The sequence below is a fragment of the Paenibacillus periandrae genome, from assembly GCF_022458865.1.
Lineage (GTDB): Bacteria > Bacillota > Bacilli > Paenibacillales > NBRC-103111 > Paenibacillus_S > Paenibacillus_S periandrae.
In genome coordinates, this window is sequence record NZ_JAJNMU010000027.1 from 103,944 (window position 1) to 113,914 (window position 9,971).

Annotated in this window: 6 protein-coding genes; all 6 read left to right on the forward strand. The window is 47.5% G+C overall.

What is annotated here, in order from left to right; genetic code table 11:
- A complete protein-coding gene (locus tag LRL21_RS35720; RefSeq protein WP_240420583.1) occupies positions 1-996 on the forward strand; it encodes a hydroxyacid dehydrogenase in 996 nt (331 codons plus the stop codon).
- A gap of 224 nt (positions 997-1,220) precedes the next feature.
- Positions 1,221-1,919: a PadR family transcriptional regulator gene (locus LRL21_RS35725; protein ID WP_240420584.1), complete on the forward strand. Its 699-nt coding sequence runs from the start codon at positions 1,221-1,223 to the stop codon at positions 1,917-1,919.
- Positions 1,920-2,034: 115 nt separating this feature from the next.
- Positions 2,035-2,673: an SGNH/GDSL hydrolase family protein gene (locus LRL21_RS35730; protein ID WP_240420585.1), complete on the forward strand. Its 639-nt coding sequence runs from the start codon at positions 2,035-2,037 to the stop codon at positions 2,671-2,673.
- Positions 2,674-2,721: 48 nt separating this feature from the next.
- Positions 2,722-4,467 (forward strand): ABC transporter ATP-binding protein, encoded by a 1,746-nt coding sequence (locus LRL21_RS35735; RefSeq protein ID WP_240420586.1) that lies wholly within the window; start codon positions 2,722-2,724, stop codon positions 4,465-4,467.
- Between the two features lie 34 nt (positions 4,468-4,501).
- Entirely contained in the window at positions 4,502-6,316 is a 1,815-nt protein-coding gene (locus LRL21_RS35740) for an ABC transporter ATP-binding protein (RefSeq protein ID WP_240420589.1), read from the forward strand.
- Between the two features lie 618 nt (positions 6,317-6,934).
- Positions 6,935-9,971 (forward strand): fibronectin type III domain-containing protein (locus LRL21_RS35745; protein WP_240420587.1); only part of this gene is annotated, 3,037 nt, incomplete at its 3' end.

Here is a 9,971-nt window from a genome sequence, read left to right on the forward strand (position 1 = left end):
ATGGGAAAACCGAAGGCACTTATACTACCACCGAAGTCCAGATTAGATGAGGTATGCTCAGATACTTGCAGAAGCTTGATCAACGAGCATTTTGATCCAGTATGGAATGAAACGGGTGTTGATTACACCGAAGCAGAGCTCGCTGCTTTAATCGAATCGGCTGAGATCATTCTCACCAGCTGGGGTTCTCCAGCAATTACTGAAGCCATGCTGGAGCAGGCGCCAAAGCTGCGGGTGATCGGACACGCTGCAGGTACCGTTAAAGGACGGATCCCCCCAACTGCTTTTTCCAAGCAGGTACGTGTCTTCTCGGCAGCACCAAGAATTGCTCATAGTGTAGGCGAGTATTGTTTAACTGTGTTGATGTCATCACTTCGTTATATGCCAACCTTTGATAAGCAGGTGAAAGCAGGGCAATGGCGTGTCAGTTCTTTAAAGGGCAGAGAATTAGCGGGACAGACGATAGGCATCGTGTCGGCCAGCTCGACGGCAAGGGCATTTCTTAAGCTGCTGGCGCCCTTTCATGTCAACGTGCTTGTGTATGACCCGTATTTAAAGGATGAAGCAGCAGCTCAGCTGCAGATTACCAAAGCCAGTCTGGAGGAGGTCATGCGCTGCTCGATTATATCGATTCATGCGCCAAAGCTTCCGGCAACATATAAAATGGTGACGAAAGAGATGATCGCTTCGATTCCGGATGGCGCCATTCTGATCAATTCTTCCCGAGCCGATGTGATTGATGAGGAAGCACTCATAGAAGAGCTGCAAAAGGGCCGGTTTTTCGCTGCGCTTGATGTGTTTACCAAGGAGCCGCTGCCTGCGGACAGTCCTCTCACGAAGCTGGATAATGTGCTGCTTTCTTCTCATGTCGCCGGAGCTACGGTTCAAGGTCATTTGGCGCTGATGGAGGGTGTTGTCGAGGATATATTGAAAGGTCTTAAGCAGGAAAAAACAAGCATGGAAGTGACTCAGGCGATGTGGGAGAATATGGCCTAAGAAGCCAATTGTACGGTGAGGACACACATAGTGAGGATCAGAGAGTGTTCTAATCTCGCCTGTGGAGCTTGACTTGTTCATCGGAATTACAGAAAAAAGGAGATCTTAGATCTCCTTTTTTGTGCTCATATCGGTATGAAAGAAAATAGAATACAAAAGGTTGTTGACAAATACGATATATCGTTATACTATTGCGATATATCGTATTGAGGGGTGAAGCTGTGATGAGATTTAACCATGGACGTCATTATGGACGAAAAGGTGTTGCTCATGAAGAGAAGTTTTTGAGGTACCGTCATGGCGGTTCGCAGGGTGGTTTTGGTGGACGTGGGGAAGGCAAACGTCGTTTTTTTGAGCGCGGGGAGTTCAAATTCGCTTTACTGGAGTTGTTGGCCTTGGAGCCGATGCACGGTTATCAGCTGATCAAGGCTATGGAAGAGAAGACAGGTGGCTTGTACACCCCAAGTGCAGGTTCTATCTACCCCAATTTACAGCTGCTGGAAGACATGAAGCTTATTGTAGGCTTCATTGATGAAGCTGATGGTAAGAAGCTTTACCGAATAACGGATGAGGGACTGGCAGCTCTTCGCGAAAGAAAAAGTAAAGAGAACAAACAGCCAGAGGATCACTGGGAACGTCCCGGACGACATAGGCATTCCGGTGGTGGTCATAGAAGGCGTGATTTGCGAGGTTTTATGAAGGAATGGTCTGAAGTCATTTATTTAATGGCGAGAGCAGCAGAAGCTGTGCAGGAAAAACCCGCCTCCAAGCATGCAGCTCAGTTTCAAGAAATAATGACCAATTTTCAAAACGATTTGAAACAATTGTTGGTTTCTGTCCCGAATCCCAGTATGGATGACAAAGCTGTTCAGCCAACAGAAACGGGTTCACTAACGGACGGTAATCAAGAGGACAAACTTTAATTTGTAACAACGACATCAAAGTCATATTTAGTAGCTGTTGCTTTTCAAAAATATGGTATAATAATCAAAGCTTTTTTTATACCTACTCGTATTGAACCTTAGGAGGAAGTAGCCGATGGAAGCATGGATTCAGCAGGGAGATGTAGTGTTATTTCAAGGAGATAGTATTACCGATGCAGGTCGGAACCGCGACAAATCGGATGATCTCGGCAAAGGTTATGCGTTAATGGCAGCTGCGCAATTTTCGGCCCTATATCCAGAAAAGCAAGCGACATTTATAAACCGAGGCATTAGTGGCAACCGCGTTGTCGATTTGCAGCAGCGCTGGCAGCAGGATTGTATCGAGTTGAAGCCTAATGTGGTATCGATCTATATTGGAATTAATGATACATGGCGTCGATATGACCGCAATGATCCGACCTCCACAGAGCAATTCGCTGAAGGTTATCGTAAGCTGCTGACGGAAACGGTGGCTGCGACAGGAGCTAGACTTGTTCTGATCGAACCATTCTTGCTGCCGGTACCGGAGGATCGTAAGCGCTGGAGAGAAGATTTGGATCCGAAAATTACGGTTGTTCGTGAATTGGCTGTTGAGTTCGGAGCCAGACTGGTTTGTCTGGACGGTTTATTTGCGCAGGCTTCTACACGTGCGGCTGCTGCTTTCTGGGCACCGGACGGTGTGCATCCATCTCCAGGGGGACACGCACTGATCGCTAAAGCCTGGCTGCAGACGGTAGGAGCTCTGAACAGCTAGCATGAAAAGAAAAGCTTCACACTGTGGCGATTGGAGGAGAGTAACTCCATGCAATTTTTACATAGCTATGCAGGTAAGTATTGGAAGCTTTTCAGTGTTGCCTTTGCATTTCTGACTTTAGAGGCCATATGCGATTTACTGCTGCCAAGCGTTATGGCTGAAATTATCGATGTAGGCGTAGCCAAACAGCAGCTGGATTTTGTCCTTCGCATGGGTGGTCTTATGCTGCTAATTACGGCAGTCGGTGCAGTATCCGCTTCCATGCGGAACATCCTAGCGACCCATGTATCCCAAAGGTTTGCTGCCGAGCTGCGCTCCGACTTATTTCGTAAAATTCAATCGCTTTCATTTGAGAATATCGACAAATTTGATCGTGCTGCGTTGATCACCCGATTGACCAGCGATGTCACTCAGGTACAAAATTTTGCGAACGGACTGATGCGGATTTTTGCCAAGGCGCCCTTGCTCTGTATCGGTGCACTTATTATGGCTGTCCGCCTGAATCCTCATCTATCGCTGGTGCTGGTTGTCGTTGTACCGATTGTCGGCATATTAATCTTTATTAATATGAAGATAGGCTTTCCTTTTTTTATCAAGGTGCAAAAGGCGCTCGATCGTGTTAACAGTGTGATGAGAGAATATTTGTCCGGCATCAGAGTGGTCAGAGCGTTCAACCGTTTTGATTATGAGGTTAATAAATTCGATCAAGCCAATCAGGAATATCAGTCTCGTTCCACGATAGCGATGCGGGCTATGGCTGTGTTCAGTCCCGCAATAACCTTGACGGTGAATCTCGGAATCGTAACCGTGATCTGGCTTGGAGGAATACGAGTCAGCTCTGGCAGTATGCAGGTCGGGCATATTATTGCTTTTGTCAACTATATGACGCAGATATTGTTTGCATTGATGACGATTACGATGGTATTTAATATGTTTGTCAGAGCCAAGGCTTCAGCTGGACGTATTAATGAAGTGTTTATTCAGGAGAATGGGATGGCAGGAAATTACGGAGCCATGAACGCGACAGCTATAAAGGGAAGAGTCGATTTTGAGAACGTAAGCTTCTCTTACGCTGGAACGTCCGGACCGCCTGTGATTAAAAATTTGACAATGACCTGTTTGCCTGGTGAAACCGTAGGTATTATCGGGTCTACGGGCTCTGGGAAAAGCAGCCTGGTGTCGCTCATTCCGCGTTTTTACGATGTAAGCGCAGGTGTGATTCGGGTTAATGGGCAGGATGTCAGGGACATGGATCCCAAGCAGCTACGTGAAAAGATTGCCATTGTTCCGCAAAAAACGATGCTGTTTACAGGCACTGTACTCGAAAATATTCGATTTGGCAAAGAGGATGCCACGATGGAAGAGGTTGAGAGAGCGGCGCGAATGGCCGATGCTCATGATTTTGTCAGTTCTTTTGCCGAGGGCTATGATACCGTACTGGGACAGCATGGCGTTAACTTCTCCGGTGGGCAAAAGCAGCGTGTCTCCATAGCCCGTGCCTTGGTCCGGCAGCCGGAAATTTTGATTCTGGATGACTGTACCAGCGCGGTCGACGTCACGACTGAGGCCAACATCAAGCGTGCTTTGAAATTGTATGCCAAGGATCTCACCTGTCTCATTATTGCGCAGCGGATTACCTCTGTCATGGATGCTGACACGATTGTTGTGCTTGATCAAGGTCAGATTGTCGGTACAGGCAAGCATGATGAGCTGATGAAAAGCTGCGAGGTTTATCGGGAAATATTCCAATCCCAGATGGGAAAGGAGACACTCAAAAATGCCGGAGAAAAATGAACAGAAGCCAGCAGCCCTGCAGCCGGATATTCCCATGATGGCAGGTGCGGGAAGACCGGGAATGATGAACCGTGGGAGAGCTGTAGTCAAGCCCAAAAACTTTAAAGCTACCATGCGGCGGCTGTGGCAATATGTAGGCAGTGAAAAAAAGCTGTTGATAGTTGTGTTTATGTTTGTCATTATCGATTCAGCACTCACATTATCCGCACCTTATCTAATTGGTGTCTCTGTAGATACGATGACCAGCGGCAGCGCGGGAACCGTCAATTTCAAGCTGCTGGAACTGGTCATTATAGCTTTAATAGCTGCTTATGTGGCTGATGGGCTGCTTACCTTTTTGCAGGGCTGGTTGATGGCGGGGATTTCCCAACGGATCGTGATGAAGCTGCGAACCGCCTTATTTGAAAAGCTGCAAAAGCTGCCGCTCGCCTATTTCGATTCCCGCAGGCACGGTGAAATTATGAGCCGGTTGTCCAACGATATTGAAAATGTGAGCAGCAGCTTATCGCAATCGATCACACAGCTGATGGGCGGTTCGATCGCGATTATCGGTTCCTTGGTGATGATGCTGATCTTAAGTCCATTACTAACCTTAGCCAGTATGATTACAGTGCCACTCGTCTATTTATTGGCCCGTACGATTACCAAGAGAACGAGTGTGCTTTTCAAGGATCAGCAGGTTCAGCTCGGCAAGCTGAATGGTCATGTCGAGGAGACCATATCCGGTATTGAGGTGGTCAAAGCTTTCAACCGGGAAGACAAAGCGATAGAAGAATTTGATGCCGTAAATGCCAAGCTGTGCGAGGTGGGCCTGAAGGCGCAAATATGGTCAGGTTTTTTGATGCCGCTGCTCGCCGTGATTAACAACATTGGTTTTGCTGCGGTTGCTGTAGTGGGTGGCGTGCTTGCTGTCAAAGGTTTGATCACTGTTGGTATTATTGCCAGCTTTCTGAGCTACTCCAGGCAGTTTGTCAGACCGCTCAATGAGATCGCCAACATATTTAACGTGCTGCAATCTGGTGTTGCCGGAGCGGAACGTGTATTTGAGGTGCTTGACGAGCTGGAGGAAACGGCCGATGCACCGAACGCCATCCCATTGGAAAACGCCAAAGGACATGTCGTATTTGAAAATGTCAGCTTTGGGTACCGTCCAGATGTTCCTATTCTGAAAAATATCAGCTTTGAATCGCAGGAAGGCAGCAGCACCGCATTTGTAGGACCAACAGGAGCTGGAAAAACGACAATCGTCAATCTGGTAACGAGGTTTTATGATGTAACAGGTGGAAGAATCCTGATTGATGGCAGAGATATCAAGGAGTATACGAGGGACAGCTTAAGAAAAGCCTTTGGGATCGTGCTGCAGGATACATATTTATTTTCAGGAACAATCAAGGAAAATATCAAATATGGCAAATCGGATGCGACGGATGAGGAAATCGAGGCTGCGGCGGTAATGGCCAATGCAGATGCTTTTATTAAACGGCTGCCCAATCAGTACGAATCGCTGCTTTCGGAGAATGGCGGTAATTTAAGCCAGGGACAGCGGCAGCTTCTGGCTATTGCCCGGGTAATATTAGCGAAGCCGTCTATCCTGATTCTTGATGAAGCTACAAGCAGCATTGACACGCGAACTGAGCTTCACATCCAGGATGCTTTGTTAAGTATTATGCAGGGGCGCACCAGCTTTATCATTGCTCACCGATTGAACACCATTCGCGATGCGGATACAATCACAGTTATCGATCATGGTGAGATTGTGGAGCAAGGCAGCCATGACCGTTTGATCAACGAACAGGGCGCCTATAATCGCATGTTTAACAATCAGTTCAAAAATTTGGAGGGTGCTTAGGATTAAGGAGGGGGGATGAAGCTAGATGATGGATCACTGCTGCTGATTCATCTTCAATAGATTTTGGCTATTCTTTCCTTTGCTTTGATCCTTTGTCATGCTGGTTCCGTTGCGTACTGCGACACCTTTAAATGAAGATACAGTAATTGAGCTATCAGTTATAGTTGTATATCAAACTTGAACAATGAAAAAGCCTGCAAATCCACATTCTACAAAGTGGTTTGTAGGCTTTTGTTTGCATCGAGTGTGATACAGAAGCGTTATTAGCTGAAAACTTTGGAGCAAGGTAAGCTTGGAACTGTTTCAAGATTAAGACTTCATCGAAAAGGTAGATCCGTCAGCATCCATTGTTAATTTGAAGTGTAATCTATTGCTACAGCAATTTCCCAAAACCATTACGGAGTTGTACTAAACTCAATCTCCTTGGATTCAGGTATTTTAGTTTTGACGAATCGACATATTTCAACATTATTCTACAAATTACACCTCTATACCACAAGAACTAATACATGTAATATTAATATGTTATTTTTAATTATAGGAAATAATGACTAATATTCTTTTGGAAATGTCTATTAACCATGCATTAGTGAAAGTTTAAATCATGAAGGGGTTTTTATGATGAAAAAGTTAGCGGGTTTGCTTGTGTTTTTTGTAATGTTCAGTATTGTTTCTCCATTTTTCAGTAATTCTTTAACGGCTGAGGGTTACACAAATGACGTGATCCCACCGAGTAAGCCTGCTAACGTTCACTATCAGGATGTGAGCTACAACAGTGTAAAACTTAACTGGTCCCCCTCTATTGATAATATTGGTGTGGTAAGTTATGACGTATATAACGGGAACGGTCTGTTGGGCACGGTGTCTAGCGTGACGTACTCCGTGTATGAACTCATTCCTAATGCTACTTACAATATTACGATTAAAGCCCGAGATGCAGCAGGTAATGTTTCTGTACCCAGTGATCTTGTATCTTTCACAACGTTACCTGTTTCTCAACCTTTAGCTTTATTGGGATCTGTAATGGCTCCGCAAAATGTAAGAGTATTAAATCATTCAGGTACGAGCGTGAGCTTGGCATGGGATGCCGTGACAGACGGAGGGGTTACCAGCTACGAGGTTTACAACGGAAATTCATTAGCGGGTACGTCGACAGAAACCGGCTATATGGTAAATGGACTGACCGGAGGGGAGACGTATACCTTTACGGTAAAAGCAAAAAATACAGCGGGCAACACTTCGCCAGCCAGCGACTCGGTAAATGTACGGGCAATAGGAGAAGTACTGCGCAACGGAGGCTTTGAGACGTATGTGAGCGGTCCGACAGCAGCAGAATGGGTGCTGGATCAGGATACAGGTGTAACCTCAACGGGAGGCAGCAACACGACGACGGTGTGGGAAGGAACGCGTGCACAGCAGATCAGTGCGAGTGGAACCGTGACGGACAGCTCGAGCTGGATCTGGCAGACCGCGAACGTGGCAGCAAACCAATCGTACAAGATGAGTGGGCGAATAAAGATAGAGTCCTTGACGCAGGCGAAGGCCAGATTCTATGCATTCTTTTTGGATGCGAACGAGAATTTCTTGGATTGGACCTATGTGGATTATACAGAAGTCACTAGCGGTTACCAGAATGCGCAACTGATTGGTACAACACCGGCCAACACGGCAAAGGTACGTGTGTATGTGGGGCTGCGTGGCGTGAACAATGCATGGACGGGAAGCATGCTTGTCGATGATATGCATTTTCAAGTATTGGATTTAACCGCAGCTCCGGTTAAACCGACGAACGTGAAAGCAACGGGTGTTACGGGTACAAGCGTGAGCTTGGCATGGGACGCCGTGACAGACGGAGGGGTTACCAGCTACGAGATTTACAACGGAAACTCATTAGCGGGTACGTCGACAGAAACCGGCTATACGGCAAGTGGATTGACCGGAGGGGAGACGTATACCTTTACGGTAAAAGCAAAAAATGCGTTAGGCAGCACTTCTCCAGCTAGCGACCCGATAAGTGCACGAGCAATAGGAGAAGTACTGCGCAACGGAGGCTTTGAGACGTATGTGAGCGGTCCGACAGCAGCGGAATGGGTGCTGGATCAGGATACAGGTGTAACCTCAACGGGAGGCAGCAACACGACGACGGTGTGGGAAGGAACGTATGCACAGCAGATCAGCGCGAGTGGAACCGTGACGGACAGCTCGACCTGGATCTGGCAGACTGCCAACGTGGCAGCAAATCAATCGTACAAGATGAGTGGGCGAATAAAGATAGATTCCTTGACGCAGGCGAAGGCCAGATTCTATGCATTCTTTTTGGATGCGAACGAGAATTTCTTGGATTGGACCTATGTGGATTATACAGAAGTCACTAGCGGTTACCAGAATGCGCAACTGATTGGTACAACACCAGCCAACACGGCAAAGGTACGTGTGTATGTGGGGCTGCGTGGCGTGAACAATGCATGGACGGGAAACATGCTTGTCGATGATATGCATTTTCAAGTAATGGATTTAACCGCAGCTCCCGTTAAACCGACGAACGTGAAAGCAACGGGTGTTACGGGTACGAGCGTGAGCTTGGCATGGGATGCCGTGACAGACGGAGGGGTTACCAGCTACGAGGTTTACAACGGAAATTCATTAGCGGGTACGTCGACAGAAACCGGCTATATGGTAAATGGACTGACCGGAGGGGAGACGTATACCTTTACGGTAAAAGCAAAAAATACAGCGGGCAACACTTCGCCAGCCAGCGACCCGATAAGTGCACGAGCAATAGGAGAAGTACTGCGCAACGGAGGCTTTGAGACGTATGTGAGCGGTCCGACAGCAGCGGAATGGGTGCTGGATCAGGATACAGGTGTAACCTCAACGGGAGGCAGCAACACGACGACGGTGTGGGAAGGAACGTATGCACAGCAGATCAGCGCGAGTGGAACCGTGACGGACAGCTCGACCTGGATCTGGCAGACTGCCAACGTGGCAGCAAATCAATCGTACAAGATGAGTGGGCGAATAAAGATAGATTCCTTGACGCAGGCGAAGGCCAGATTCTATGCATTCTTTTTGGATGCGAACGAGAATTTCTTGGATTGGACCTATGTGGATTATACAGAAGTCACTAGCGGTTACCAGAATGCGCAACTGATTGGTACAACACCGGCCAACACGGCAAAGGTACGTGTGTATGTGGGGCTGCGTGGCGTGAACAATGCATGGACGGGAAGCATGCTTGTCGATGATATGCATTTTCAAGTATTGGATTTAACCGCAGCTCCCGTTAAACCGACGAACGTGAAAGCAACGGGTGTTACGGGTACAAGCGTGAGCTTGGCATGGGACGCCGTGACAGACGGAGGGGTTACCAGCTACGAGATTTACAACGGAAACTCATTAGCGGGTACGTCGACAGAAACCGGCTATATGGTAAATGGACTGACCGGAGGGGAGACGTATACCTTTACGGTAAAAGCAAAAAATGCGTTAGGCAGCACTTCTCCAGCTAGCGACTCGGTAAATGTACGGGCAATAGGAGAAGTACTGCGCAACGGAGGCTTTGAGACGTATGTGAGCGGTCCGACAGCAGCGGAATGGGTGCTGGATCAGGATACAGGTGTAACCTCAACGGGAGGCAGCAACACGACGACGGTGT